At 37.7% G+C, this 26,489-nt stretch carries 25 protein-coding genes; all 25 read left to right on the plus strand.

Annotated features, from left to right (window positions below):
- The 25 genes from FJOH_RS27365 to FJOH_RS16065 all read left to right on the plus strand — a co-directional run bounded on the left by FJOH_RS27365 (position 1) and on the right by FJOH_RS16065 (position 26,488).
- Positions 1 to 1,311, plus strand: a complete 1,311-nt coding sequence (locus tag FJOH_RS27365) for an efflux RND transporter permease subunit (protein ID WP_008463756.1) — start codon at positions 1 to 3, stop codon at positions 1,309 to 1,311.
- Positions 1,298 to 3,232: an efflux RND transporter permease subunit gene (locus FJOH_RS27370; protein WP_008463755.1), complete on the plus strand. Its 1,935-nt coding sequence runs from the start codon at positions 1,298 to 1,300 to the stop codon at positions 3,230 to 3,232. Before FJOH_RS27365 ends, FJOH_RS27370 begins: the two co-directional genes overlap by 14 nt.
- Entirely contained in the window at positions 3,183 to 4,466 is a 1,284-nt protein-coding gene (locus FJOH_RS15955; RefSeq protein ID WP_008463753.1) for a TolC family protein, read from the plus strand. The genes FJOH_RS27370 and FJOH_RS15955 overlap by 50 nt, the downstream gene beginning before the upstream one ends.
- Positions 4,444 to 5,784: an efflux RND transporter periplasmic adaptor subunit gene (locus tag FJOH_RS15960; RefSeq protein ID WP_008463751.1), complete on the plus strand. Its 1,341-nt coding sequence runs from the start codon at positions 4,444 to 4,446 to the stop codon at positions 5,782 to 5,784. The genes FJOH_RS15955 and FJOH_RS15960 overlap by 23 nt, the downstream gene beginning before the upstream one ends.
- A gap of 3 nt (positions 5,785 to 5,787) precedes the next feature.
- Complete coding sequence (locus tag FJOH_RS15965) at positions 5,788 to 7,002, plus strand: efflux RND transporter periplasmic adaptor subunit (protein ID WP_008463746.1); 1,215 nt, start codon at positions 5,788 to 5,790, stop codon at positions 7,000 to 7,002.
- A gap of 18 nt (positions 7,003 to 7,020) precedes the next feature.
- A complete protein-coding gene (locus FJOH_RS15970; RefSeq protein WP_008463745.1) occupies positions 7,021 to 7,560 on the plus strand; it encodes a DUF3347 domain-containing protein in 540 nt (179 codons plus the stop codon).
- A gap of 86 nt (positions 7,561 to 7,646) precedes the next feature.
- Positions 7,647 to 10,184: a heavy metal translocating P-type ATPase gene (locus FJOH_RS15975; RefSeq protein WP_008463744.1), complete on the plus strand. Its 2,538-nt coding sequence runs from the start codon at positions 7,647 to 7,649 to the stop codon at positions 10,182 to 10,184.
- Between the two features lie 28 nt (positions 10,185 to 10,212).
- Positions 10,213 to 11,457, plus strand: a complete 1,245-nt coding sequence (locus tag FJOH_RS15980) for a hypothetical protein (RefSeq protein WP_008463743.1) — start codon at positions 10,213 to 10,215, stop codon at positions 11,455 to 11,457.
- A 12-nt stretch (positions 11,458 to 11,469) separates the two neighbouring features.
- Positions 11,470 to 12,342 (plus strand): DUF2911 domain-containing protein, encoded by an 873-nt coding sequence (locus tag FJOH_RS15985; RefSeq protein ID WP_008463742.1) that lies wholly within the window; start codon positions 11,470 to 11,472, stop codon positions 12,340 to 12,342.
- Positions 12,343 to 12,490: 148 nt separating this feature from the next.
- Positions 12,491 to 12,979: a DUF305 domain-containing protein gene (locus tag FJOH_RS15990; protein ID WP_235023018.1), complete on the plus strand. Its 489-nt coding sequence runs from the start codon at positions 12,491 to 12,493 to the stop codon at positions 12,977 to 12,979.
- 27 nt (positions 12,980 to 13,006) lie between these two features.
- On the plus strand, positions 13,007 to 15,622 hold the full coding sequence (locus FJOH_RS15995; RefSeq protein ID WP_008463737.1) for a multicopper oxidase domain-containing protein: 2,616 nt from the start codon (positions 13,007 to 13,009) through the stop codon (positions 15,620 to 15,622).
- Positions 15,623 to 16,087: 465 nt separating this feature from the next.
- Positions 16,088 to 16,420 (plus strand): ArsR/SmtB family transcription factor, encoded by a 333-nt coding sequence (locus FJOH_RS16000; protein ID WP_008463735.1) that lies wholly within the window; start codon positions 16,088 to 16,090, stop codon positions 16,418 to 16,420.
- Complete coding sequence (locus tag FJOH_RS16005; protein WP_008463732.1) at positions 16,411 to 16,917, plus strand: GNAT family N-acetyltransferase; 507 nt, start codon at positions 16,411 to 16,413, stop codon at positions 16,915 to 16,917. Before FJOH_RS16000 ends, FJOH_RS16005 begins: the two co-directional genes overlap by 10 nt.
- Before the next feature lie 33 nt (positions 16,918 to 16,950).
- Positions 16,951 to 17,424 carry a DUF6428 family protein gene (locus tag FJOH_RS16010; RefSeq protein WP_008463724.1) on the plus strand — a complete coding sequence of 158 codons (474 nt, stop codon included), beginning with the start codon at positions 16,951 to 16,953 and terminating at the stop codon, positions 17,422 to 17,424.
- 42 nt (positions 17,425 to 17,466) lie between these two features.
- A complete protein-coding gene (locus FJOH_RS16015; protein WP_008463718.1) occupies positions 17,467 to 18,081 on the plus strand; it encodes an arsenate-mycothiol transferase ArsC in 615 nt (204 codons plus the stop codon).
- A 1-nt stretch (position 18,082) separates the two neighbouring features.
- Complete coding sequence (gene arsB / locus FJOH_RS16020; RefSeq protein ID WP_008463717.1) at positions 18,083 to 19,168, plus strand: ACR3 family arsenite efflux transporter; 1,086 nt, start codon at positions 18,083 to 18,085, stop codon at positions 19,166 to 19,168.
- Between the two features lie 6 nt (positions 19,169 to 19,174).
- Positions 19,175 to 19,909, plus strand: a complete 735-nt coding sequence (locus tag FJOH_RS16025) for a metallophosphoesterase family protein (protein ID WP_008463716.1) — start codon at positions 19,175 to 19,177, stop codon at positions 19,907 to 19,909.
- A gap of 21 nt (positions 19,910 to 19,930) precedes the next feature.
- Positions 19,931 to 20,503: a Crp/Fnr family transcriptional regulator gene (locus FJOH_RS16030; protein ID WP_008463715.1), complete on the plus strand. Its 573-nt coding sequence runs from the start codon at positions 19,931 to 19,933 to the stop codon at positions 20,501 to 20,503.
- A gap of 73 nt (positions 20,504 to 20,576) precedes the next feature.
- On the plus strand, positions 20,577 to 21,140 hold the full coding sequence (locus FJOH_RS16035; RefSeq protein WP_008463714.1) for a hypothetical protein: 564 nt from the start codon (positions 20,577 to 20,579) through the stop codon (positions 21,138 to 21,140).
- Between the two features lie 33 nt (positions 21,141 to 21,173).
- Positions 21,174 to 21,737 carry an RNA polymerase sigma factor SigZ gene (sigZ, locus tag FJOH_RS16040; RefSeq protein ID WP_008463713.1) on the plus strand — a complete coding sequence of 188 codons (564 nt, stop codon included), beginning with the start codon at positions 21,174 to 21,176 and terminating at the stop codon, positions 21,735 to 21,737.
- Positions 21,738 to 22,173: 436 nt separating this feature from the next.
- Complete coding sequence (locus FJOH_RS16050; protein ID WP_008463711.1) at positions 22,174 to 22,548, plus strand: ArsR/SmtB family transcription factor; 375 nt, start codon at positions 22,174 to 22,176, stop codon at positions 22,546 to 22,548.
- Entirely contained in the window at positions 22,545 to 23,144 is a 600-nt protein-coding gene (gene merTP, locus FJOH_RS16055; protein ID WP_012025077.1) for a mercuric transport protein MerTP, read from the plus strand. The genes FJOH_RS16050 and merTP overlap by 4 nt, the downstream gene beginning before the upstream one ends.
- Entirely contained in the window at positions 23,141 to 23,347 is a 207-nt protein-coding gene (locus tag FJOH_RS27255; protein ID WP_012025078.1) for a GDCCVxC domain-containing (seleno)protein, read from the plus strand. Before merTP ends, FJOH_RS27255 begins: the two co-directional genes overlap by 4 nt.
- Positions 23,348 to 23,910: 563 nt before the next feature.
- Positions 23,911 to 24,234, plus strand: coding sequence for a DUF6660 family protein (locus FJOH_RS16060; protein WP_012025079.1), 324 nt, complete (start codon positions 23,911 to 23,913; stop codon positions 24,232 to 24,234).
- 73 nt (positions 24,235 to 24,307) lie between these two features.
- A complete protein-coding gene (locus FJOH_RS16065) occupies positions 24,308 to 26,488 on the plus strand; it encodes a TonB-dependent receptor (RefSeq protein WP_012025080.1) in 2,181 nt (726 codons plus the stop codon).
- The last annotated feature ends 1 nt before the right edge of the window (position 26,489 follow it).

Consider the following 26,489-nt stretch of genomic DNA (forward strand, 5'->3'; position numbering starts at 1 on the left):
ATGGTACACAAATTAATAGAATGGTCCCTGCGCAACCGTTTCATCATATTACTATTATCAGCAGGAATATTTGTTTGGGGTATTATCTCTATTCAAAAAAATCCTATTGATGCTATTCCAGATCTATCTGAAAATCAGGTAATCGTTTTTACAGAATGGATGGGACGTGCTCCACAGCTCGTTGAAGACCAGATCACCTATCCCTTGGTTACCAACCTTCAGGGATTGCCTAAAATTAAATATGTAAGGGCTGCTTCCATGTTTGGAATGAGTTTTATCTATGTCATTTTTGAGGATGATGTTGATGTATACTGGGCAAGATCAAGAGTACTGGAAAGGCTCAGTACAATTAGCAGCACCCTGCCCAAAGGAGTTGCACCGCAATTGGGACCCGATGGAACCGGAGTTGGCCATATACTCTGGTATACTTTGGACGCTCCCGGCATTGACCTTGGCGAACAAAGGGCACTGCAGGACTGGTATGTCAAATTTGCTTTGCAAAATGTCCCCGGAGTAAGTGAAATTGCTTCTTTTGGAGGATTTCAAAAAGAATACCAGGTTACCATTGATCCAAACAAACTGCTATATTATAAGCTGTCTGTCCCTGAGGTTATAAGCGCCGTACGAGCCAATAATAACGAAAGCGGCGGAAGAAAATTCGACATGAGTGATATTGGCTATATCATTAAGACATCCGGTTATCTGAAATCCATAAAAGAAATTGAGGATATTCCACTGAAAAACCAGAATGGTATCCCTATAAAAGTCAGCGATATAGGAACAGTCCAGATGAGCGGAGAAACCCGATTGGGAATCTTTGATCATAATGGTACAGGCGAAGCTGTTGGAGGCATCGTCGTGATGCGTTACGGTGAAAACGCCGATGCCGTTATTGATAATGTGAAAGAAAAGATGAAAGAAGTCGCAAAAGGGCTTCCTAAAGGGGTAAAATTCAATATTGTATATGACCGAGGGCATCTGATCAAAGAGTCTATTGATTCGGTTAAGCGCACCTTAATTGAAGAGATGATTGTGGTTTCGCTTATCGTTATTATTTTTCTTTTCCATTGGCGCAGCGCATTAAGTATCATAATCCAGATCCCAATTACAATTGCCGCGAGTTTCATACTTCTAAATGCCTTTGGAATATCCTCCAATATCATGTCCCTTACCGGTATCGCACTTGCCATTGGGGTAATAGTTGACAACGGTATTATTATGAGTGAAAATGCCTACCAGCATCTCTCACAACGGTATGCACAATGGGAATCCGAACAAAAAACTGAAACAAACTCTGATGAAAAGAATTAAAAATATATTTCGCAAAAAAACACAGTGGATATCCGAAGAGGAAAGGCTTAAAGTAATTGAGAAAAGCAGCAAGCAGGTTTCTCGCGGGGTATTCTTTGCCACCATAATTATAATTACTTCTTTCCTGCCTGTATTTATGCTTACCGGACAGGAAGGAAAGCTATTCCATCCCTTGGCTTATACAAAAACTTTCATACTGATTGTGGATGCCTTGTTGGTACTTACATTAGCTCCGGTACTGATCTCTTTTTTTATGAAAGGGAAATTCCGTCCAACTGATGCACATCCCGTAAATCGTTTTTTGGAAAAAGGTTATGAGCCTATCATACGCTGGGTCCTAAAATGGAGAAAAACAACCCTTACGGTTAATATTTTGGCGTTATTGATTTCCATTCCATTATTGATGCGGCTGGGAACAGAGTTCATGCCCCCACTGGATGAGCAGAGCATTTTATTTATGCCTGTTACCCTGCCTGATGTATCCAATGGAGAAATCAAACGCATCTTGCAGGTACAGGATAAAATAATAAAATCAGTTCCCGAAGTAGAAAGTGTTTTAGGCAAAGCCGGACGGGCTAATACAGCTACCGATAATTCCCCAATGAGCATGATTGAGACCATTATCATGCTAAAACCAAAATCAGAATGGCGTAAAGGAATAGACAAAAAAGACATTATTAAGGAACTCGATACCAAACTGCAGATCCCGGGTGTGGTAAACGGTTGGACACAGCCTATCATCAACCGTATCAATATGCTCGCTACAGGAATTCGTACCGACGTGGGTATTAAAGTCTACGGTCAAAATCTCGATACCATTGCGCGAGTATCAGAAAGAGTAAAAATGGCTTTAGAGGGAACCCCTGGAGTGTCTGACTTATTTGTGGATCCTATTACTGGTGGCAAATACCTGGATGTTGATGTCAATCGTTCCGAACTGGCCCGTTATGGACTCACTGTAGATGACGTAAACCAAACCGTGGAATTTGCCTTAGGAGGAGCGTCCATCGGCAATACCGTTGAAGGACGAAGACGATTTTCAATAAGCGTTCGTATGGCACAGGACTATAGAAATAGCGTAGAACGCATTAAACGCATTCCCCTGCAGTCTCCAACCTTTGGAGAGGTGCCCCTATCTTCTGTTGCCGATATTAAATTCGTAGATGGCCCTCCAATGATTAGTTCAGAAAATGCACTCCTTCGCGGGGCAGTCATGTTCAACATACGTGATCGTGATATGGGGGGAACCGTACAGGAAGCTATGAAAAAATTAGAAAGTGCCAAAAATATACTTCCCGAAGGGTACTTTATAGAATGGAGCGGACAATATGAGAACCTGATCAGCGGAGAAAAGACCCTTAAAATCATTGCACCGATAGTATTGCTTATTATTTTCTTCTCCCTCTATTTTGCCTTTAATTCCCTTAGAGAAGCCTTCTTAAGTCTTATAACAGTGCCTTTTGCTTTGATTGGAGGTGCCTATATAATTTTTTTCTGGGATGTCAATCTATCAGTGGCAGTAGCTGTAGGTTTTATAGCCTTGTTTGGTATTGCCGTGGAAACCGGAATTGTGATGGTTATCTATCTCAATGATGCAATGGAGCAGCTTATCAAGGCCAAAGGTAATTCAAGAGAAACCATTACTAAAGACGATCTCAGAGAATATGTGGTACACGGCGCCGCAAAGAGATTACGCCCAAAACTAATGACCGTCTGTGTCTCATTATTTGGATTAGTGCCTGTCCTTTGGTCCAATGGTGTCGGAATGGATGTAATGAAACCAATCGTATTGCCTATGATTGGCGGCGTATTTACCTCTGCCGTACATATCTTATTAGTAACCCCGCTTATTTTCCTAATGTCTAAAGAATATGAATTACGAAAATATGGCAAACTTGAAGTACATGATGTCAAACATTAAAATACTGGCAGTACTATTGCTTTTACTGCCATTACAGCTATTGAGCCAGACCCAACAGGTCTTGTCTCTTGATACAATCCTTCACAGGATTGATAAAAAAAACGTGCTCCTGCAAAGCTATAGCCTAAAGGCTGAAGGGTACAAATATAGTGCTGATGCCGCAACGGCATGGATGGCACCAATGGTGGGTGTTGGGACATTTATGACACCCTATCCTTTTCAGGAAGTTATGGATGACCGCGACAAAGGATCTTTAATGTTCAGAGTTGAACAAGATATCCCCAATATAGGAAAGCTAAACAAGAAGAAAAAATTTATCCAGTCCCAAGGAAATATTGAGAACGCTACGCGGACCGTTACCCTTAACGACTATAAAGCGCAGGCCAAACAGCTCTACTACAGCTGGATGGTAGCCGAAGAGCGAATGAAAGTTTTGGATCAGAACGAAAAGATAATGTTGACCATGAAAAAGATTGAGGAAGTACGCTATCCTTACAATCAGTCGCAATTGGGTAATGTATACAAGATTGACGCAAGGATTGAAGAGAACAAAAATATGATCCGCATGCAGGAAGGTGAAATCGCAAAAGCAAGAGCATGGCTCAACAGCTTGATGAACCAGCCTGGCAATGCTGATTTTTCAATCGACACAAGTATTACTCCTGTCTTCAACCCTGCTTTGCACGACACCACAAGTCTTGCTGCTGTGCGGGGAGATATTAAAAAGATGGATGCGGGAATTGAATCGATGCAGCTCAGTATTCAGGCGATGAAAGCGGAGAAAAATCCCTCTTTTAAAATCCAGTTTGACCACATGAATTCTTTCGATAAAATGATGCCCAAAGCCTATTCGGTAATGGCAATGATGTCTATTCCTATTGCTCCATGGTCATCAAAAATGTATAAATCAGATGTTAAAGCAATGCAATATAATGTACAGGCAATGGAGAAAGAGAAATCCGCCATGCTGCAGGAAACCCAGGGTATGTTATATGGTATGCAATATGAAATACTGACCATGCAAAAAAGAATCCAGGGACTCGAAACAAAAATAATCCCTTCAATGCAAAAATCGCTGGATGTAAACTTTCTGAACTATCAGGAAAACAAACTGCAGATTCCTGTAGTAATTGACTCCTGGGAAGCTTTAAATATGCTGCAGAATAACTTATTAGATGAAAAATTAAAACTATATCAAATGATTGTCGATTATGAAAAAGAACTCTATCGCTAAGTTAGTCGGATTGTTATTCGTTTCGATATTATTATTGACAGCCTGTAACAAGAAAACCGAGCCTAACAATAAGCCAGCACACCAGCATAGTACAAATCAGGAATATACCTGTCCAATGCATCCCGAAGTTATCCAGGATAAGCCCGGCAGCTGTCCAATATGCGGGATGGAATTGGTCCCAAGGCATACCGCTGGAACGGAAACAGCCATAGACAGCAGCTTAAAACACCTGCTAAAACCAGTTAACGAACAAGTCGTTTCAAATATATCTGTCATAAAAGCTGACCAGAGTACTAAAATATTCTCCATGCATGTACAGGGAATTATTACCTACGATACCCGTGACCAGACCAGCATTTCCAGCAGGGTAAGCGGAAGGATTGAGCGTCTGCTGATTAATTATAATTACCAGCCCGTAAAAAAAGGACAGTTGATCATGGAAATCTATTCCCCTGATCTGGCTGCCGCGCAAAGAGAGTTGTTGTTTATTTATCAATCTGACCCAAACAATCCGATGCTTCAAAAAGCAAAAGACAGACTGTCTCTCCTGGGTATGCAGCAGGGGCAAATTCAACAGGTATTAAAAACAGGTAAAATCTCCTATCGCATTCCTGTTTACAGTAATGCCACCGGGTACATCTTAGACAACACGGCAGCGGCAAATGCTTCTACAGCAGCTCCTGCGGCTTCGCCTCAAAGCGCACCGTCAGATGATGGCATGGGCGCAATGGGTTCAAGTAGCAGTGCAGCATCAAATAGCAGCGCATCTACCCCTACTTCCTCTGCTATTATGCTAAGAGAAGGACAATATGTTGGTGCAGGACAATCTCTTTTTACAATTTATACCAACAAAAACCTTATCGCTGAGTTTGCTTTTGATCCATCGGTATCATCCCAGATTAAAAAAGGACAAAAGTTGGTGTTTTATGAACCCTCAGATAAGCAAACCGTGTATACTGGTACTATCGGACTCATTCAACCCGTCTTTAAAGAGGGAAGCAACTTTACCATAGCACGGATTTATTTGCAGGATAATAAATTTCAGACCGGAAAATTAGTAACTGCAGCCATTCCTATTGTCAGTAAAGGCTGGTGGCTTCCGCAAAGCGCCGTTCTTAATTTAGGAAATAAATCCATCGTTTTCAAAAAAGAGCAGGACGTGTTTGTTCCCAGAGAAGTTAAAACGAAAAATAATGGTGATGGAATGGTGCTAATAGACCAAGACATCAGTAATTGGAATATCGCCAGTAATGCGGCTTATATGATAGACAGTGAGAGTTTTATCAAGACAGCTTCAGAAAATAAATTAAAAAATTAAGCCATGAACAATAAATTAATAATTCGTACTATTTTGCTCATTGCAATGGTTTTTCCACTTCTATTTACAGCATGTGCCCAAAAAGAAGAAAAAAAAACCAGTCAGGAAAAAGCTCAAACCTATACCTGCCCCATGCATCCGCAAATTGTAAAAGATGGCCCCGGCTCATGCCCGATCTGTGGAATGGATTTAGTGCCTTTCGAAAAAAACAACGCACAGGACTTTCTAACCTTGGGACCGAGCCAGCAGGCACTAGCTAATCTGACTACAATAACTGCTGGGGAAAATGAATTTTCAAATTCTTCTCATCTTAACGGACGTTTGGTTACTGACCCTGAGCAAACTATTTACATTTCAAGTCGCGTGGCAGGAAGGATTGAAGAGTTGTATGTAAAAGAAACTGGTGTTCCCGTTCGAAAAGGCCAGCCTTTGTACAAAATATATTCAGAGCAGCTTTCAGCCCTGCAGCAGGAGTACCTTCTAGCTACGGCACAGGCTGCAAGCTTTACTGAGGATAAACGATTTGCCCAAATAAAAAATGCTGCAAAACAAAAACTATTATTATATGGACAATCTGAAGCACAGCTTAATGAATTATTAAAAAAACAAAAAGCTTCTCCTTATGTTGTTTATTATGCCCCGTATTCAGGAATAGTTGCAGAACTTTCCATAACAGAAGGCCAATATGTAGCAGAAGGAGGCTCTATTATGAAACTGGAAGATTATACCCGTTTATGGGTCGAAGCTGATGTCTATCCTGCAGATGCCGGTAAAGTTAAAATAGGCCAAAAAGTAAAAGTTATTGTCTCGGGTTATGAAGATCAGCCCCAAACAATGACGGTAGATTTTATAAATCCTGCCCTGCAGACAAGCAAACAGCTCATACAGCTGCGAGGTGCTATTGCCAATCCAAACAAGCAATGGCAGGCAGGTCAACAGGCAATTGTTTTACTGCCTTCATCAGAACAAAAAATGAAATTAACCATACCTGTAGATGCCGTAATAAGAGACGGCAGCGGTACACATGTGTGGATTGAAATTGAAAAAGGCAAGTATCAGCCTAAAATGGTGGCTATTGGTTCTGAAACCTTCGATGAAGTGGAAATTACTAGCGGTTTAAAAAAAGGAGATATCGTCGTTGCATCCGGTGCCTATCTTTTGTACAGTGAATTTATATTAAAGAAAGGCAAAAACCCTATGTCAGGAATGAAAATGTAATAATCAATCACACAGACAATGAAAAAATTAATCAAAATCGGAATTCCAATAGCCTCACTCTTCCTGCTTATTGCGTGCGGTAACGGTGAAAACAATAAGAAAGAGGTTCAGCAGAATAATAAAGCCTCTGTCCCAATTTTAAAGGATCCCGCAATCAGGATAAATGATGATATTTTAAACGCGATATACAGCCACTATGCCCATTTAACAGTAGCCCTTGCCCAAGATAATGTCGCTGAAGCAAAACTGGCGGCGAATGCAATTGAAGCGGGAGCACGGGAAATCAGCAGCAACAGCAATCTTGCAGCAAGTGCTACGGCAATCGTTTCAGCTCCCGATATCGATAAGCAGCGAGCTGCTTATTCTAATCTAAGTAATGAAATGGTCAGCCTGGTAAAAAAAGCAGGAATGGCTGAGGCTGAGCTCTACTTAGAATATTGTCCAATGGCTTTCGACAATAAAGGGGCCGTATGGATTAGTTCTACCAAAGAAGTGCGCAATCCGTACTTTGGAGAAAAAATGCTCAAGTGCGGCGAGGTGAAAGAAATAATTAAATAATTAGAATATGCAGATTGGCTTAAAAAAAATCACTAACTTTCTATATATTAAAGAAATAACGCATCGGAACTGTAAAAAATAACCTTATGACACACACCTATACAATATCGGGAATGACTTGCGATGGATGTCGTACAAAAGTAGAAAAAACGTTAAATGCTGTAGAGGGAATAAAAGCAAAGGTCTCCTTAGATCCTCCATTGGCAACTATTACAATGGAAAATCATATTGCGACCGAAGAGCTCCAAGAAGCATTGACTGCGGTTGGAAAGTACACCATTGAAATGACTCAAACCACGCATTCGCACGAAAAAAAAACGGAGAAATCATGCTGTAGCACTGCTGAGAATCATGGACACAAACATGATCATAAAACGACAGCCGTACCTCACAATGATGCGGGTGGGAAATATTATTGCCCGATGCATTGTGAAGGTGATAAAATGTATGATAAAGCAGGAGATTGTCCTGTATGCGGAATGCATTTGGTACAAGAACCTGCTGCTGCCCGGGTTCAGCAGTATACCTGTTCAATGCATCCGGAAGTTATAACCGATTCACCAGGTTCATGTCCTATTTGCGGAATGGATCTGGTGCCACTGGAGCCAAGTGAAAACGAAGACCAAAGAATTTACAAGGATTTGGTTAAGAAAATGAAAATAGCGGTAGTATTTACTGTTCCCATTTTCGCTATAGCTATGATAGAAATGGCTCACAAGAATCCTCTACTACAATTAATGGATGCCTCTAAATGGAACTGGGTACAACTTATCTTATCACTTCCTGTTGTCTTTTATGCGTGTTGGATATTTTTTGTACGGGCTTGGAAGTCAATAATTACATGGAACTTAAATATGTTTACCCTTATCGGAATTGGTACAGGAGTGGCATTTTTATTTAGTTTGGCAGGAATGTTTTTCCCAGACGTTTTTCCTAGTGAATTTAAGACCGAACACGGAACAGTGCTGCTATACTTTGAGGCCACAACGGTTATTCTAACTTTGGTTTTGTTAGGACAATTACTCGAGGCAAGAGCACATAGTCAAACCAGTGGTGCTATAAAAGAATTATTAAAACTGGCTCCTACCCAAGCTACTTTGGTAATTGATGGCGGTGATAAAATAATCTCAATCCATGATATCAAAAAAGGTAATTTATTACGGGTAAAACCCGGAGACAAAATTCCTGTAGACGGGAAGATTACTGATGGTGAAAGCACAGTAGACGAATCGATGATTACCGGCGAACCAATTCCTGTAGATAAAAAAATAGGTGATATGGTGTCTTCAGGGACTATAAACGGAAACAAATCCTTTATTATGGTTGCCGAAAAAGTTGGTTCGGAAACCTTGCTTTCGCAAATTATACAAATGGTTAATAATGCAAGTCGTTCCAGAGCACCAATTCAGAAACTAGCCGATAGCATCGCTAAATATTTTGTGCCCATTGTTGTCGTTATTTCCATTCTTACCTTTTTCATTTGGGCAAAATTTGGTCCGGAACCAGCAATGGTTTATGGATTTATAAATGCTATTGCAGTATTAATAATTGCTTGCCCTTGTGCATTAGGTTTAGCAACGCCCATGTCTGTAATGGTAGGAGTTGGAAAAGGCGCTCAATCGGGAATTCTGATAAAAAATGCCGAAGCTTTGGAAAAAATGGACAAAGTAAATGTTCTCATTACGGATAAAACAGGAACAATTACGGAGGGCAAACCTTCGGTAGAAAAAATCGTAGCGCTGCAATATTCAGAAGATGAACTGCTGCAATACATAGCGTCTTTAAATCAGTACAGTGAGCATCCTCTTGCGGAGGCTGTAGTGAAATTTGCAAAAGCTAAAAATGTTTCTTTGACCAAAGTAGATGATTTTGAAAACATCGCCGGAAAAGGAGTTATCGGAACTGCTATTGATAAAAAGATGGCATTAGGGAATAAAAAATTAATGGAGCAAGCAGGGGCAGCTATTTCTGCCACAATTGAAGAAAAAATTATTGCAGAACAAAAATTAGGAAAAACAGTTTCTTATATCGCTGTAGATAAAAATGTAGTGGGATTTGTAACGATAACCGATGCTATAAAAGAAACAAGTGCTGCAGCTATAAAAGAATTAATGCGCCAAGGGGTTGAAGTAATCATGCTTACGGGAGATAATGTAAATACAGCCAAAGCGGTTGCAGACGAATTGCATTTAACCTCTTTTCAGGCAGGTTGTTTACCCGAGGATAAATTAAAAGTAATCGAGAAACTTCAAGCCGAAGGAAAAATTGTAGCTATGGCGGGAGATGGAATAAATGATGCGCCAGCTTTGGCTCAATCGGACATTGGAATTGCGATGGGAACAGGAACAGATGTTGCGATCGAAAGCGCCAAGATTACTTTGGTAAAAGGAGATCTGCAAGGAATTGTAAAAGCAAAAAATCTGAGCCACGCTGTAATGAGCAACATCAAGCAAAACCTATTCTTTGCTTTTGTATATAATGTCTTAGGCGTACCAGTTGCTGCGGGTGTTTTATATCCATTTTTCGGAATATTACTTTCTCCTATGATTGCTGCCTTGGCAATGAGTTTTAGTTCGGTATCTGTTATTGTGAATGCATTGCGATTGAGAAGTTTAAAACTCTAAAGAATAAATAATTTTACTATACAAACAAATGACCAATCTAGGACAAATTATTCTGCAGTATAAAAACGATAACGAAAGTGTCTATAATACCTGGTTTATAGATAACAACCAACGGTTAAAAGCATTTCGGACTATTAGACGCGGTGTTCTGCAAGTCATTGAGGATATTAAAAACAAGAACTTTCCTAATGATTTTAAAGAAAGCAGCTTAGAATTTGTTTTGAGCTGCATAGCCGAACAAAAACAAGTCTTTGCAGGGGTTTCCCATCCGTTTTATTGGAAACCCAAATTACGTATTCCTGACATCTATGAGAATCAAAACAATAAATTGGCTTTTGGTCAGTTCCTTGAAAATTGCATCAATGCTAAGTATGAAGAACAGGTTGTAAAAGAAATTATAAAACTAGATGAATTAAAAATTAAAGGATTAGGGCCTGCTGTTGCCAGTATTTTATATTTCATACACCCAACCTGGTTCCCACCTTTTAACACCGCTATTCTCAATGGTTTTAATTTTCTTTTTAAAGACAAAAAAAAATTAGGAAGCTGGACTGAGTATCTTAAAATCCGAGAAACTTTATTGAAAACTAATAGTCTACATAAATCACAGCTCTCAAATGATTTGGGTGCCATTGCAGGATTGTGTTTTGAAATTGGAACTCAGAAAATGCTGATCGGCAATGATGAATATTTAAGCGAGGCAGAACGTTCAAGATTCGAAAAAAACGTACACAAGCGCCAAAAAGAAATACTCGAAGAAAAACTGGAGGAAAATCTTCATAGTGAGATGCAGTACCATTTATTAAAAATTGGAGTTTCATTGGGTTTTGATGTCACCCCAGCGAGTAACGACAAAAGCAAATCGTTTGGAGGACAAAATTTTTCATTTATATCAATAAATAAATTTCCCGAACTCCCTACAGACAAGGACACACAAAATACTATCAAGCTTATTGATGTACTCTGGTTCGAAAAAGGCACAAACAAGATTATAGGTGCCTTTGAAGTAGAAAAAAGCACTAGTATTTATTCCGGCATACTTCGCTTGTCTGACCTATATTTTAGTATCTCAAGCGGACATGAAGTTTTTTACATTATTATTCCGGATAACCGGGAAAAAGATGTGGTTCTTCAGCTTAATAGGCCCGTTATAAAAAACTCAAATATGAATATCAAATATATCCTGTTTTCTGAATTAAGAGCTAATTGTGATGCTATCTGCAAATTTGGAACCGACCATTCAATAATGGAAAAAATATCAAAATCAATTTAAAATTAACAAAATATGAAAAAAATAATTCTGCTAAGCTTCATTATTATACAATCGTTATCAATTTCTGCACAAGAAAAAGTTCAAATTAAACTTACTTCTGCAAGCCCTTCGGCATCATTTCAACAAGAAATCGGAAGCTCAACAGTCAAAATATCCTATAGCAGGCCCTTAGTAAGAGGGCGAAAAATATTTGGCGAATTAGTGCCTTTTGGTAAGCTCTGGCGAACAGGCGCCAGCGATTGTACGACCATAAGTACTAATGAAGATATCGCTTTTGGAAATAATATTTTGAAAGCAGGAACTTATTCTGTATTCTCAATTCCTTCAGAAAATGAGTGGACTATCATTATCAATAGTGATATTACTTTACATGGCGAAACTGGTTATGATGAGAAAAAAGATGTTATGCGTTTTACCGTTCCTACAGAAAAAACGATTGATTTTTACGAAACTTTTACCATTGAATTAAATGACATCAACAGTAAAGGAGAAGGCTTCCTTAAAATAGAATGGGAAAATACCATGGTTAAAATACCTATGAAAAGCAAAGCTGACAAAGAAATTTTAGCTCTAATTGACAAATATATTATTAAAGAAAAAAGTCAAAATGCTACTTTATTGTTTCAGGCAGCAAATTATTATTCAGCCACGGGTAGAGCAAACAATCAAGCAGTATCGTGGTTAGCTGAAGCTGAAAAATTAGATCCCGAAAATTTTTATTATCCCACTTTAAGACAGAAAGTATCTTTAGAACTGAAGGATTATCCCAATGCTATTGAGGCAGCAAAAAAAGCCTTAACAATTGCAGAACAGAAAAAAATGAAGGGTACTGAAAAATTAAAAAATCAGATTGAAGAGTTACAATTATTACTTAAAAGTAAATAAATAATAAGTATTACAATATCACATTGAAAACTACAGAAGCATAAAAATCCTTGCCATTTAAACCGATCCAGTGTTATAGTAGCATTAGACTTGTTTTGTTCAGGGAAATAGATAAATCTAAATAACTTTTAAAGCTAAAAATATGAAAATGGAACACGCAACACAGCAGTATTCAAAAGAGGTAGACTCCAAAATGTACAAAAAATTAGCCATTATGATCGTATTGTCATTTATTTCTATGTACATATTGATGTATTCGATGGTCGATATTTTTGCTAATGTCATTCCCAATGTAAACCAATTTTACATGGCAGGACTAATGACTATGCCAATGCTCGTAATTGAAATTATTGTTATGGGTCGTATGTATATTAATAAAAAATGGAACATAATGTTACTTATAACAGGCAGCCTTATCGCGATCATTTTTTTTTCCTGTATAAGAGAGCAAGCAGCTGTTGGAGATAAACAATTTTTAAAATCAATGATACCGCACCATGCAGCAGCAATACTAATGGCTCAGAAGGCTTCTCTTCACGATCCTGAAATAAGCCAGCTTGCCAAGGACATTATAAAAGCACAACAAACTGAAATTGCACAGATGAAGGCCAAGTTAAATGAGATGGAAAAAAAATAATAGAACACTATTCTTTAAAAAAGCAATATGAAAAACATACTTATAATACTCGTATTTATCATGCTTCCTGTCCTGATTCAAGCCCAGGATATGAAAATGGCAATAGATAAAAAGTCTGTCAAAGAAGAGTCGAATCCTGCTACCTATACTTGTCCAATGCATCCCGATATCCATGAATCCAAACCAGGAAAATGCCCAAAATGCGGCATGGCATTAGTGAAAGAAAAGTCTAAAATCACTAAGCCGAAGGCAGCTGCAAAACCTAAAACTGTAACTGCTGTTAAAGAGGAAATGCCTAAAAAGGCTAAATCTTCCTCTGCGGATAAGATCAATATGCATCAGGCGCATAATAAGACAAACATGGAAAAGAAAACAGCGAGCCCCCCAGTAAAAAAAATGATGGTAAATGATGAGCCACCTAAAGTTGTAAGGTACGATTTATATGTTCGCGATACGGTGGTAAATTTCTCAGGGAAATCAAAAAGAGCGATAGCGGTAAATGGCCAGATACCAATGCCTACATTAACCTTTACAGAAGGTGATACCGCAGAAATTTATGTTCATAATGAACTTGACGAAGAAACGTCATTACACTGGCATGGTTTGTTTCTACCCAATAAAGAAGACGGTGTGCCTAACCTTACCCAAATGCCGATAAAAGCACACAGTACCTACAAATATTCTTTTCCCATCAGGCAGCATGGGACCCATTGGTACCATAGCCATTCTGGTTTGCAGGAACAAATAGGAATGTACGGTTCTTTTGTGATGAACAAACGAAGCTCCGATCCAAACTTCAGGGCAGGGATAGATGACCTACCGACAATTCCGATTGTGCTGAGCGAATGGACCGATATCGACCCGGAGAACGTTCATAGAATGCTGCATAATGCCTCCGATTGGTTTGCAATAAAAAAAGGCACGACCCAAAGTTATGGCGAAGCTATAAAACAAGGCTATTTAAAAACCAAGGTCCTCAATGAGTGGAAGCGTATGAACGCTATGGATGTAAGCGATGTCTATTATGAGAAATTTTTAATTAATGGGAAAAACGAAAGCCAGCTTTCGCAGTTCAAAGCCGGTGATAAGGTAAGATTACGCGTCTCTAATGGCGGTGCATCCAGTAATTTTTGGCTTACCTATGCCGGAGGCAAAATTACAGTAGTGGCCAGTGATGGTAATGATGTTGAGCCTGTTGAAGTAGACCGTCTACTTATTGCAGTTTCTGAAACTTATGACCTTGTTTTAAGCATTCCGGCAGAAAATACATCTTATGAGTTTTTGGCAACACCAGAAGACCGGACAAAATCGGCGTCCCTCTACATTGGAAATGGCATCAAACAGCTCACCTCCCCTTTACCCAAACTGAAATACTTTGAAGGGATGCAAATGATGAACGATATGATGAAAATGAACGGAGACCTAAATGATATGGGGATGAAGATGTCGCTGAATCAGATGGATATGAACTCGGTAATGTATCCTGAAATTACAGGCCCACAAACAAAAGGAAGTAAAGACATGCCAATGGAGATGGACAAAGAAGAAACCAAATTGGATACCCCTGATAAAATGCACGACATGCACAATATGGAAAATAAGTACAATGCCAATGCTCTTGCCGATATTGTGACATTAAATTATGCGATGCTAAAATCTCCAACAAGCACGGCATTGTCAAAAGATGCTCCAGTGAGGGAGCTCAAATTCGAGCTTACCGGAAATATGAATCGCTATGTGTGGAGCCTGGATAACAAGGTCGTTTCCGAAGCTGATAAAATCCTGATCAAGAAAGGAGAAATTTTACGTATCGTCCTGCATAATAATTCAATGATGCGCCATCCAATGCATTTGCATGGCCATGATTTCAGGGTCATCAATGGGCAAGGTGATTTTGCGCCTTTGAAAAATATCATCGACATCATGCCAATGGAAACAGATACTATTGAATTCGCCGCAAGCGAAGATGGCGGCGACTGGTTTTTCCACTGTCATATTCTCTACCATATGATGGCTGGTATGGGCAGAATTTTTTCTTATGAAAATTCACCTCCAAATCCAGAAATACCAAACCCTAAACTGGCTCAACGAAAATTGTTTGCTGACGACAGAAAATTCCACTTTATGGCAGAAAATGATTTTGCCACCAATGGAAATGACGGTGAAGCAATGTATCAAAGTACACGCTGGAGCATTGGAACCGAATGGAGGTTAGGATACAATGACATGCATGGTTATGAAACAGAAACACATATTGGTCGATATATTGGAAAAATGCAATGGTTAATGCCTTTTATAGGATTTGACTGGAGATATAGAAGAATGGGAGAAGATATACAAGAAAATAATCTTTTTGGACAAACCAATACTAAGGATAAACGTGCAGTGGTAAGTCTAGGGGTTAACTACATCCTACCTATGTTAATAGTAGCACAAGCTGAAGTTTTTACCGATGGTAAAGTCAGATTACAATTTGAACGTAAAGACATTCCCGTTTCTAAACGGCTTAGAATGAATTTGATGTGGAATACAGACAAGGAATATATGGCAGGACTACGCTATATAATTACCAGATGGGGTTCTTTGTCTTCACACTATGACAGTGATATGGGCTTTGGTGCAGGATTTATTTTAAATTACTAGCTTATAAGTACAATAGTAAATTATTGTAAGACCAAATTCTAGAATTAAGATTAATCGGTTAATATTGAAGGATATCAATTTTTTTAAATTGTCTTTCATTTGAACGGTGTGGAAGTCCATTCAAATTAATGATCGAAATTGAACCAGTATGAAAATCTAATAATACCAATTTTAAATTTAAAATTGGTATTATTAATAACAAATAACTGCAAATGCTGAACATCTTTCTAATTATGGGTTGTTCAGTTTGTATTGTATTTATATAATATCAGCTAACGATAAACCATGTAATTATTGCTTTATACATTGGTTTGATAAAACTAGCATTCGGGTAACAAACAATATTATAAAACCATATGCATCGAATCTTTTTCTTAGCCGATGCCTTCATCTTCATAAAAATAAATCTTTATATTTTTTTTTATTTAAATTATTATCGTAATATTGCAATATAAATATAAAACGATGGGAGCAACAAAAACAGATCACTTTACAGAAAGCCAGAACGAGCTGGCTGTTTTAGCCAAAGCATTAGGCCATCCTGCGCGTATTGCTATTATGGAATATTTATTAAAAGTGGATGCCTGCATCTGCGGAGATATTGTAAACGAACTCCCCCTTTCACAGCCGACCGTTTCACAGCATCTGAAAGAATTGAAAAATGCAGGTTTGATTAAAGGAAGCATCGAAGGAAACTCGATCTGCTACTGCATCAATGAACCTGGACTGGAAAAGATAAAAGGCTTCTTTCAGCACATATCAGATCATTTGGCAAAAAAGAGAAGCGAATGCTGCTAATCTATAAAAATATGGAAATCAGAAAACTTTCGGACAAACACTGGGATGAGGTAAAAATAATTTACCAAAAAGGGATAGACACCGGCAATGCAACTTTCCAGACCAGTGCCCCTTCATGGGAAGACTGGGACCAGTCGCATCTTAAGTCCTGCCGGGTTGTGATGCAGGAAGATGGCAAGGTAATTGGATGGGCTGCCCTTACACCTGTTTCATCACGCTGCGTTTATGCAGGGGTTGCAGAGGTGAGCGTATATGTGGATCCTGCACATTCGGGAAAAGGAATCGGGCTTACCCTTTTAAAGGAACTTGTACGACAGAGCGAAACTGAAGGAATCTGGACGCTTCAGGCAGGGATCTTTCCTGAGAATACGGCAAGCCTCCGAATCCATGAAAAAGCAGGTTTCAGAATACTGGGAACAAGAGAAAAAATCGGAAAACAGAATGGTATCTGGAGAGATACTGCGCTTCTTGAAAGAAGAAGCTCCGTTATTAATTAATAAAAAATATAGTTTAACTAAATATAAAAAATTATGAAACTTTCAGAAATTAAAGAAGTGCTTAAAACAGTGGAAGCTGTAAATTTTGAACTGCCGGACGGCACATTTGTACCGGAATATTTTCACGTAACTGAAGTAGGCTTGGTTACCAAAAACTTCATCGACTGCGGAGGAACAGTAAGAAAAGAAACAGTTGTAAACTTCCAGCTTTGGGATGCCAACGACTACGAGCACAGGCTTAAACCTCAGAAACTGATCCACATCATTGAGCTTTCAGAAAAAGTGTTAGGAATTGAAGACAATGAAATTGAAGTGGAATACCAGAACACTACTATCGGCAAATACGATTTAGATTTTAACGGTAAAAACTTCACTCTGCTTAATAAACAGACAGCCTGTCTTGCTCAGGAGCAGTGCGGTATTCCATCTGATAAGCCTAAAGTAAAATTATCTCAGTTAAATACTGACAATGCTAATTCATGCACTCCGGGCGGAGGATGCTGCTAATCATTAAACAGATAATCAATAAACCTTTACAGCCAAAAAACTATGTTATATCCACAAATTGAGAATACCGTTAAATCATTTGATTTTAAGCAGATCTCCGAGGATCGCAAAACAGTCCTGCAGCCATTAATCGACTTCATTCAGACTAAAGTGGACAGTAAGCTGGAAACCAGACTAAACCTAATCTGCACGCACAATTCCAGAAGAAGCCATCTTTCGCAGGTTTGGGCTCAGACTGCTGCCGCCTATTACGGCATCAAAAACGTTTCATGCTATTCAGGAGGAACAGAGGCTACCGCCCTTTTCCCAATGGCAGCGGAGACTTTGAAGGATTCAGGATTCAACATCAAAACGCTTTCAGAGGGATCAAACCCGGTTTATTCCATAAAATATTCAGCTGACGAACTTCCTGTCATCGGTTTTTCCAAAACCTATGATGATGACTTCAATCCTGAAAGCGGATTCGCCGCAATAATGACCTGCTCGCAGGCTGACGGCGGATGCCCCTTTATAGCAGGCGCTGAGAAAAGAATCCCGATTACCTTTGAAGATCCAAAAATTTCCGACGGAACGCCTCAGCAGAAAGAAACTTATCTGGAGCGAAGCCTGCAGATAGGAACTGAAATGTTTTACGTATTCTCACAAATAAAAAAATAAAATGTCAGCAAATAACTGTGCACCAGCCGTCGGACGCAAAAAATTAAGCTTCCTTGACCGCTTCTTGACCCTTTGGATTTTCCTTGCTATGGCAATAGGCGTGGCAATAGGATACTTTATTCCTTCCAGCGGAGATTTCATCAATTCTTTCTCCAGCGGAACAACAAACATTCCATTGGCAATAGGGCTTATCCTGATGATGTATCCGCCTCTGGCAAAAGTAAAATACGAACAGATGGGTCAGGTTTTCAAAAACACTAAAGTCTTAGGTGCTTCTTTATTCCTGAACTGGATCGTAGGCCCTGTTTTGATGTTTTTATTGGCGCTCCTGTTTTTGAACGGATATCCTGAATACATGATCGGGGTGATCCTGATCGGTCTGGCACGCTGTATCGCAATGGTTGTGGTATGGAACGATCTGGCAGACGGAAACCGTGAGTATGCAGCTGGACTTATTGCCCTTAACAGCATCTTTCAGGTACTGCTTTACAGTGTATATGCTTATATTTTTATAACCGTTCTCCCTCCCTATTTTGGATATGATGGTTTTGAAGTCAATATCAGCATTGGACAGATTGCCGAGAGTGTCGGTATCTATTTAGGAATTCCATTTGCCTTGGGAATCATAAGCCGTTATGCTTTGATAGCCTTAAAAGGTTCTGAATGGTTTGAGAATAAGTACGTGCCGTTTATCTCGCCAATTACACTTATTTCATTGCTTTTTACAATTATTGTAATGTTCAGCCTGAAAGGGGAACTTATTGTTCAGATCCCTATGGACGTTGTTCGTATTGCAATACCGCTTGTGATTTACTTTACTTTAATGTTTGTCATCAGTTTTTTCACGGGTAAATATTTTGGGGCTGACTATTCAAAAGCGACCTCTATAGCATTTACAGCAACAGGGAATAATTTCGAGCTTGCCATTGCTGTGGCAATCGGCGTGTTTGGAATAAACAGCGGACAGGCTTTTGCAGGTGTTATAGGCCCTCTGGTAGAAGTGCCTGCTCTTATAGCACTGGTAAACCTTGCCTTCTGGTTCCGAAAAAAGTATTTCACAAAACAGGTAGCTGCAGAAACTGCTTAAGAAAATATGAGAATTGCAATAATATCGGATATACATGCGAACTTCCCCGCACTGGAGCAGACTTTAAAAAGTATTGAAGAGCAGAATATTGATGCCGTTTACTGCTTAGGGGATTTAGTCGGCTACAATTTATGCCCCAATGCCGTGATAAATGAGATCCGTAAAAAGCATATCCCTACCCTTGCAGGAAATCACGATGTCAAAGCTGTAGAAATACACAATGACGGCTCAAATGACATTGAAAGCTACGCATATCAGATTGTGGGTAAAGAGCAGATCAAATATCTTTCTGCTCTTCCTGCCCATATTAAACTTGAATACCAGACATCCAACAAACTCATTAAGATACTTATGGTTCATGGCAGTCCTTACAGCAACAGGGAATATCTGCTTGAGGATAAAAATGAGAAAGATTTCACTAACATCTTTCTTGATTCCAATACAGACATTCTTATCTGCGGACATTCTCATCTGCCGTATCATCGCATACTGGAAAATCCCAATAAAAAAGGCAGCTATTTTCATGCCATTAATGCAGGGTCGGTTGGAAAGCCAAAAGATAGAAATCCGGACTGCTGCTATGCAGTGGTAACCATTGAAAAAACCAGTAATCTTTCCAAAAAAGACGGCATAAAGGTGGAATTCGTAAGAGTTCCTTATGATATTGAAAAAGCAGCCCGTGCTATTGAAGAGAGTCCTCTTCCGGACGTTTACGCGTTTATGCTTAGAAAAGCATATTAATGTATTGAAATAAAACCCGCTATGGAAAGTTTTAAATTATTTTTAAAGAGTATCGTCCCTCTCAGCGATCAGGAATTTGAAAAGTACAGTCCGTATTTCAAAACAAGGACATTAACCCGAAACAGTTATTTTGCAGAGATCGGCAAAACCTCACATGAAGCCGCTTTTATAAAAAAAGGGCTCCTCAGGACATATTACATAAATGAAAAATCCGAAGAAGTGACTTCCTGCTTCTGCGCAGAAAATAATTTGACGGCTTCCTACAAGAGCTTTATTTCGCAGCTGCCTTCGGAACTTTCCATTCAGGCTGTAGAAGATACCGAACTTATAACAATCAGTTACAATGACCTGCAGATTCTCTATCAGAAGAGTGCTCTCTGGCAGAATATCGGAAGGTCAATTGCCGAGCGGCAGTATATGGTGATGGAGCAGTATGCCAGTGTTTTGTGCAATGAAAGCGCAAAGGAAAAATACATGCGCATGCTTGAGGAACAGCCTGCCGTTATAAACAAAGCTTCAGTAAATGATATTGCAAGCTATCTAGGAATAACACGCAGGACGCTGAGCAGGATCAGAAAAGAAATTACCCAGTAAATTCGAGGACATTTGTCCTTTTTGCTGATTATACTTTCCAATAGTTTTGCTTTTATAACCAATTTAAAATAAAATGGAAACAGCAATTATCATTTCATCCTTCTTTCTTGTCCTATTTGCAGTCTTAGCCTTATATGATGGCGTTTATCTGCATATTTTCAAATACCAGCTCCATAATCGGGAAGAAAGCAAAACCGAGCATATTACCCATACTTTGAGAGCTGTTTTCTTTCCGGCAATCCTTTATTTTCTGTTCTTGAAACAGGATAATCATACTAGTTTTGTAATAGGTTTAACCATAGTTCTTTTGGATATAATGGTGCTAGGGTACGACGCTTTTATAGAGAAAGACAGCAGGCAGTTTATGGGAGGGCTTCCGCGCTGGGAATATATTGTCCATTTATTCGTAAATGGGTTTCATTTTGCGTCAATTGCAGTTTACCTCTCCATCAGACTTACTTTTCAAAATGGGGAAATAATGATTTCTAATATCAATCAATCTCCAGGCTTCTTCAATTTGTTAATTGTAAATCTTTTACCCGGAACTATCGCAATGGCAATTCTTCATGTTTTCTTATGCATGCCAAAAACAGCCCATATCTGGAATAATTTCAGAGCTAAAATCAATTGTTGCTAATCCTGCTTTCTTAATAAACAGAACATAAAATCTATGAGTTTGGAAATAAATACTATTCACAATCAGTTTTATATCATTTTGGGCAGGTATATTAAGGCTCATATTAATGATACCGACGATGCATCTGATGTTTTGCAGGAAGTTTTTATAAAGATAAACGAGAATTTAGGATCACTAACTGACGAAGGCAAACTAAAAAGCTGGATTTTCACGATCACAAGAAATTCCATTATTGACTATTATAGAAAAAATTCCAATAATAAAAAATCAGAGCTGACCGATTGTATGATGCAAAAAATAATGCATGAAACAGATCTTGATACTTCGGAAGGCCTGGACTGTTGTCTGATAAAATTCATTGAACGGTTGCCGGAAGACTATCGGGACATTATCATGGATAGCGAAATACATGGAATTAAACAGAAAGACTTAACAGAAAAATACAGCCTTGCCTACCCTTCCATCCGTTCTAGAGTGCAAAGAGGCAGATCCAAATTAAAGGAAATGCTTCTGGATTGCTGCAGTATTGAATTAGACCGCCGTGGAAATATTATGAACGTTACCTCTAAAAAATCATGCAGCGGAGGAAAATGCTGATAACACCGAATCATTTTTGAAAACTTCATATATAGAAAATTCAGGCTGTTAAAAAAAAAAAATCAGCAAAGCCTGCATCATTTTTAGATTAGTGCGTCTTAAGTAGTATTAATCATTAAAATTAAAATTATGAAAAACAAAATGTACATTACTCTTGCAGCATTGGTATTGTCTGCTGGAAGTATCTTCGCTTATGCGAACTTATCAAAAACTGATGCAAAGAAAAACTGCACTGAAAAATGTTCTACGCATTGCTGTAGTGACGATTCGGGAACTTGTGCTCCGAAAGATTGCAAAAAGTAATATTTCGCTTTACTGTTTAAAAGACAACTCAAAAAGTTGTCTTTTTTTATGGGCAGGAATCATTCAAAATTTTAATTCAATTATTTTGTATTTTAGCATTTGCTTAAATAAGCAAAAAGTATAAATTTGCATTATGGAAGATATAATTTGTATACGACAGCAAGCAGATATTAAACAAATAATCCGCTGTAAAGACAGAGTATCAGAACTCAATACCTCATTTGACTATTTATCAAGTGGGCTTGAATTGGCTGGCAATAATGTGAGATTAAGAATTCTCTTTTTACTTTATGAAGAAAAACAGCTCTGTGTCTGTGACATAAGTGATATTCTTGAAATGAGTATTTCTGCAATTTCACAGCACTTACGGAAACTAAAAGACAGAAAACTTATTGAAACTAAACGGGAAGCGCAGACCATTTTCTATTCATTGACAAAGGAATATGAAAAAATGCTGAAACCTTTCTTCGAAATTTTAGCACAAAATGAAATTTTAGAAAAAATATGAAAACAGAGAATAAAATGATCGGAGCCGGATTTTTCACAGCATTAGCTGCTTCATTGTGCTGCATTACTCCCATATTAGCATTAGTTGCCGGAACAAGCGGGATTGCTTCTGCTTTTTCATGGCTTGAACCAATGAGGCCTTATTTCATCGGCCTGACTGTTATAATTATTGGTTTATCTTGGTATCAAAAGCTGAAAACTAAAAAGCTGATAGACTGTAACTGCGATAGAGAAGAAAATACGAAATTCGTTAATTCAAAAATGTTTTTAGTAATTATCACCGTATTTGCAGCCCTTTTGCTTTCGTTTCCTTACTACTCAAGCATTTTTTATCCAAATACAGAAAAGAAAGTCTTGGTCGTGAAAAAGACCAGCACTCAAAAAGCTGAGTTTAGAATAAGCGGAATGACTTGTGCCAGCTGTGAAAAACACGTGAATCACGAAGTGAATAAATTGATTGGAATAATAAATTCAAATGTAAATTATACTAATGGTAACGCAATTGTAGAATTTGATAATTCCAAAACTACTATTAATGAAATTGAAAAAGCAATTAATTCAACAGGCTATACAGTAACTAACAAAAAATTAAAATGAAAATCGTTCTACAATCAATAATAACCTGCCCCCTTTGCTCCCACAGTAAAGAAGAAACTATGCCAACTGATGCATGCCAATTTTTTTACGAATGTGAGAACTGCAAACAAACTCTTAAACCAAATCAAGGTGATTGCTGTGTATATTGCAGTTATGGAACTGTGCCATGTCCACCAATTCAGCAAGATAAAAAATGTTGCTAAATTGAATAATTTCTAATGGACAATAGATTATCATATACAAATTTTGATTATAAAATTTTAAGAATAATAATTTAAATTTACTGATGACATTTTTTTTCGCTCTCTTCAACTTAAATCTATAAGTTATTATGACAGAAATCACATCTATTACTGAATTAACGATTTTTAACATTTAACCCTTACGATACATACAAACCGCTTATCAACAAACTTTTAAAATAATTATCTTACAAATTCACTTGAAAATAAGCTAATTTCTTTAAATCGTTCATAAAATGATTTGTAAATTGTGAACTAAACGTCACTTCTTAAAAAAACGTTAATTCCGAGGAATTAGCGTTTTTTTTATGCTTTTAAATTGTATTTAACCAGACTTTTACCTATAAATATATATGGTTTGAATATTTTAAAAGGTGACTTGACAGAATACAAACCACTTTAATCCTTGTTATATAAGACTAGCACAATAATTTTATATTTATATTAACAAAAAAACAGAAAACTTAGCCGAAAGAAAAACAATTACATGAAATTACTAAGTAAAATATTTATAATTTTGACGCGTGAAAATATGGGTAACAATATTATCGTTCATTGTACTGTTTCTTTCGACAGTACCTTGCTCTGCGTTTGCTAAACACTCTGAGTGTAGAGTGGAAAAAAACTGCAAGGGTGAGTCTCATGACTGCGGTGATGAATGCAATGGAAAATGTTCGCCATTTTATTCCTGTGGAACCTGTATTGGTTTTACAATAAACTTTAATTCTTCAATTATTACCGAAAAATTAGAATTCACAATTGAAGAAGCTTCACAGACACTATCATACTATAAATTTGTCGATTCTTCTTTCATCTGCAAAATCTGGCAGCCTCCTAAAATTTCTTAATAAAATACCGCTTTTACCTGCTTAACTTCAATTAAGCGGGCTTATCACCTTTATTAACATTAAGAAATCACAAATGTTTAAATATATTTTATTGATTGTGGCAATAGCATCTATTGGCACTGTACAGGCACAGAATAAAATCACATTCCATATAAAAAATACATCAACCAATGAACCTGTAAAAGGTGCTTCAGCTAAAATTGAAGAAACCAATGAAGTTTTGTCATCAGATAATAATGGTAACATCATTATCGAAAACCTTAAAAATGGAGACTACACATTATCGATCTCAATAGAGGGTTATGCTCCCAATAAAACACTTTTTAAAGTGCCTGCAGCTGTCAATTTTATAGAAATTGCATTGCAAAGTGAAATGGAAGAAGAAGCCGAAGAAATGAAAGAAATAGTGGTAACTTCTACAAGAGGTACAAGAACAATCAGCAATATTCCAACCAGAGTTGAGTTTATAGCAGGAGAAGAACTTGAAGAAAAAGCAAATATGAAACCGGGGGATATCCGTATGATGCTTAATGAAAGTACCGGAATCCAGACCCAGCAGACTTCAGCTACTTCTGGAAATTCTTCAATCAGAATTCAGGGACTAGACGGACGATATACACAAATCTTAAAAGATGGTTTTCCTGTATACTCAGGTGCATCAAGCGGACTGGGATTGCTGCAGACTCCTCCGTTAGATTTAAAACAGGTTGAGATAATTAAAGGTTCTGCCTCTACCCTTTACGGAGGTGGTGCAATTGCAGGTTTGGTTAATCTTGTATCTAAAACCCCTACCGAAGAAAGAGAATTGCGATTTCTAATTAATGGGACTTCCGCTCTTGGTTTGAATATTAATGGTTTTTATTCCCAGCAGTTTGATAAAATTGGATTGACTGTTTTTGCATCTCATGACCGAAACGCTCCTTATGACCCTGCTGATATACAGCTTACTGCGATTCCAAAATTCGAACGCTTTAATTTTAATCCAAAACTTTTTGTCAATTTTAATGAAAACACTAAACTAAATTTTGGCATTAATACAGTTTTTGAAAATCGTATCGGCGGGAATATTGACTATATAAAAGACGAAAATAAATATCCTGACAGTTATTTCGAAAAAAATAAAACGAAGAGAATAAGCACTCAGTTCACCCTTACTCATAAATTTAATGATCAGGAATCTATTACCATTAAAAACAGTTTTAATAATTTCAGCCGCATTATAACTATTCCTGACTATATTTTTGATGGCCTGCAGAACAGTACTTTCTCAGAAATCAGCTATTCTAAAAATGGAGAAATTGCAGAATGGGTTGCTGGTGGAAATTTATATACTGACAAGTTTACTGAAAACAGCCAGACAGCTTTTCCATTAAGAAACTATAATCAGATCACTTATGGTGCTTTTGTTCAGAATACCGTCAAAGCTAAAGAATGGCTGGATATCGAGACTGGTCTTCGAGGTGATTATGTTGTTGATTACGGATTCTCATTATTACCTAGAATCTCAGCTTTATTTAAAATTAATTCCAAACTTACTTCACGACTTGGTGGCGGTTTAGGCTACAAAACACCAACTATTTTTACCGAAGAAAGCGAGCGTATTCAATATCAAAATGTACTCCCTATTAATAGTGATTTCAATAAACTTGAAAAAAGTTACGGACTTAACTTTGATGTGAATTATAAAACTAAAATTACCGAAGATATTTCATTATCATTGAATCAATTATTCTTTTATACAAATGTTGATAATCCACTGATTTTAACTTCGCTTCCTAATGACCTTTACCAATTTGTAAATATTAATGGATATTTAGATACAAAAGGAACAGAAACAAATGTGAAATTAGGCTATAAAGATTTTAAACTATTTGTTGGGTACACTTTTACTGATGCTTCGATAGACAACAATGGCATAAAATCTCAAAATCCTTTAACTGCTAAACACAGATTAAATAATGTTTTGATGTATGAAGTCGAAGATAAATGGAAAGCTGGTTTAGAAGCTTATTATTACAGTCCTCAAAAGTTAAGTGATGGTACAACTGGAAGGGAATATTGGATTTTCGGCTTCATGGTAGAAAAGCTTTGGGAAAATTTTTCAATTTTTGCCAATTTTGAAAATTTTACTGATACCAGACAGACAAAATTTGGAAGTATCTACACAGGACCAATTTCAAATCCTGTTTTCAAAGATATTTATGCACCGTTAGACGGATTTGTTGTAAATGCAGGTATTAAGATTAAAATATAGT

This window comes from Flavobacterium johnsoniae UW101 (genome assembly GCF_000016645.1).
GTDB classification, from domain to species: domain Bacteria; phylum Bacteroidota; class Bacteroidia; order Flavobacteriales; family Flavobacteriaceae; genus Flavobacterium; species Flavobacterium johnsoniae.

Bases quoted from the DNA above. Each gene is read 5' to 3' on its own strand.
- FJOH_RS27365 (WP_008463756.1), top strand. From the start codon at position 1: ATGGTACACAAATTAATAGAATGGTCCCTGCGCAACCGTTTCATCATA.
- FJOH_RS27370 (WP_008463755.1), top strand. From the start codon at position 1,298: ATGAAAAGAATTAAAAATATATTTCGCAAAAAAACACAGTGGATATCC.
- FJOH_RS15955 (WP_008463753.1), top strand. From the start codon at position 3,183: ATGAATTACGAAAATATGGCAAACTTGAAGTACATGATGTCAAACATT.
- FJOH_RS15960 (WP_008463751.1), top strand. From the start codon at position 4,444: ATGAAAAAGAACTCTATCGCTAAGTTAGTCGGATTGTTATTCGTTTCG.
- FJOH_RS15965 (WP_008463746.1), top strand. From the start codon at position 5,788: ATGAACAATAAATTAATAATTCGTACTATTTTGCTCATTGCAATGGTT.
- FJOH_RS15970 (WP_008463745.1), top strand. From the start codon at position 7,021: ATGAAAAAATTAATCAAAATCGGAATTCCAATAGCCTCACTCTTCCTG.
- FJOH_RS15975 (WP_008463744.1), top strand. From the start codon at position 7,647: ATGACACACACCTATACAATATCGGGAATGACTTGCGATGGATGTCGT.
- FJOH_RS15980 (WP_008463743.1), top strand. From the start codon at position 10,213: ATGACCAATCTAGGACAAATTATTCTGCAGTATAAAAACGATAACGAA.
- FJOH_RS15985 (WP_008463742.1), top strand. From the start codon at position 11,470: ATGAAAAAAATAATTCTGCTAAGCTTCATTATTATACAATCGTTATCA.
- FJOH_RS15990 (WP_235023018.1), top strand. From the start codon at position 12,491: ATGGAACACGCAACACAGCAGTATTCAAAAGAGGTAGACTCCAAAATG.
- FJOH_RS15995 (WP_008463737.1), top strand. From the start codon at position 13,007: ATGAAAAACATACTTATAATACTCGTATTTATCATGCTTCCTGTCCTG.
- FJOH_RS16000 (WP_008463735.1), top strand. From the start codon at position 16,088: ATGGGAGCAACAAAAACAGATCACTTTACAGAAAGCCAGAACGAGCTG.
- FJOH_RS16005 (WP_008463732.1), top strand. From the start codon at position 16,411: ATGCTGCTAATCTATAAAAATATGGAAATCAGAAAACTTTCGGACAAA.
- FJOH_RS16010 (WP_008463724.1), top strand. From the start codon at position 16,951: ATGAAACTTTCAGAAATTAAAGAAGTGCTTAAAACAGTGGAAGCTGTA.
- FJOH_RS16015 (WP_008463718.1), top strand. From the start codon at position 17,467: ATGTTATATCCACAAATTGAGAATACCGTTAAATCATTTGATTTTAAG.
- arsB (WP_008463717.1), top strand. From the start codon at position 18,083: ATGTCAGCAAATAACTGTGCACCAGCCGTCGGACGCAAAAAATTAAGC.
- FJOH_RS16025 (WP_008463716.1), top strand. From the start codon at position 19,175: ATGAGAATTGCAATAATATCGGATATACATGCGAACTTCCCCGCACTG.
- FJOH_RS16030 (WP_008463715.1), top strand. From the start codon at position 19,931: ATGGAAAGTTTTAAATTATTTTTAAAGAGTATCGTCCCTCTCAGCGAT.
- FJOH_RS16035 (WP_008463714.1), top strand. From the start codon at position 20,577: ATGGAAACAGCAATTATCATTTCATCCTTCTTTCTTGTCCTATTTGCA.
- sigZ (WP_008463713.1), top strand. From the start codon at position 21,174: ATGAGTTTGGAAATAAATACTATTCACAATCAGTTTTATATCATTTTG.
- FJOH_RS16050 (WP_008463711.1), top strand. From the start codon at position 22,174: ATGGAAGATATAATTTGTATACGACAGCAAGCAGATATTAAACAAATA.
- merTP (WP_012025077.1), top strand. From the start codon at position 22,545: ATGAAAACAGAGAATAAAATGATCGGAGCCGGATTTTTCACAGCATTA.
- FJOH_RS27255 (WP_012025078.1), top strand. From the start codon at position 23,141: ATGAAAATCGTTCTACAATCAATAATAACCTGCCCCCTTTGCTCCCAC.
- FJOH_RS16065 (WP_012025080.1), top strand. From the start codon at position 24,308: ATGTTTAAATATATTTTATTGATTGTGGCAATAGCATCTATTGGCACT.